Consider the following 674-nt stretch of genomic DNA (forward strand, 5'->3'; position numbering starts at 1 on the left):
TTAAGTTTGAAGCTGTTATTTTAGATAATGAAACCGCGGATATTAGTATCGACCTAAATCTTACGGAGCGAGTGTTAGCCATCGATAACGAGGGAAAATGGGTTGTTGAGTCTATTTCTGAGCCGGCAAATCCATTCGATGAATGGAAAACAGAGCGATGAGCGACGATACATTACGTAAGCTTGATAGCGAGTTAAGCGCTTTAATCAGCCGTATGTCTGCAAATCAGCGCCGACAACTAGCTAAAGAAATCACGCGTGACTTGCGCCGATCTCAAATAAAGCGCATCCAGCAACAAAAAAATCCAGACGGTAGTGCATACACAAAAAGAAAAGCCAGCTTTGTCACGGTACAGCGTGAAATTCAATTCATGTGGCGGGGTCAGAAGCGTACATTGCGTCATTGGCGTGGAAACTCAAAGACGATTACAGGACAAGATGCGGATAAAAAATCCCAGCGCTCATTTCGTAAATCGGATATTCAGCGCTATATCAGCGTCAAAAAAGACAAAATCAGTACAGAGCGAAAACCAAGCAAACTCGTATGTTTAAAAAACTGGCAACCGCCCGTTTTTTGCGGATGTATAACAGCGATAAAGAAGCCGTTATTTACTTTTTACCCTCTGCGGGAAATATTGCCGGTGTGCATCAATTTGGATTAACAGAACGAATTGG

At 42.7% G+C, this 674-nt stretch carries 2 protein-coding genes and 1 pseudogene; all 3 read left to right on the plus strand.

Going from position 1 to position 674, the window contains the following annotated elements; genetic code table 11:
• Nucleotides 1–161: phage tail protein (locus tag PROVRUST_RS20430; RefSeq protein ID WP_006816502.1), on the plus strand; the 161-nt coding region annotated here is incomplete at its 5' end.
• Between the two features lie 53 nt (nt 162–214).
• Nucleotides 215–280, plus strand: a pseudogene (locus PROVRUST_RS20755) (phage virion morphogenesis protein); the annotation flags it as partial.
• 191 nt (nt 281–471) lie between these two features.
• Nucleotides 472–674 (plus strand): phage virion morphogenesis family protein (locus tag PROVRUST_RS20760; protein WP_419177177.1); only part of this gene is annotated, 203 nt, incomplete at its 3' end.

It is taken from the genome of Providencia rustigianii DSM 4541 (genome assembly GCF_000156395.1).
Classification (GTDB): Bacteria; Pseudomonadota; Gammaproteobacteria; order Enterobacterales; family Enterobacteriaceae; genus Providencia; species Providencia rustigianii.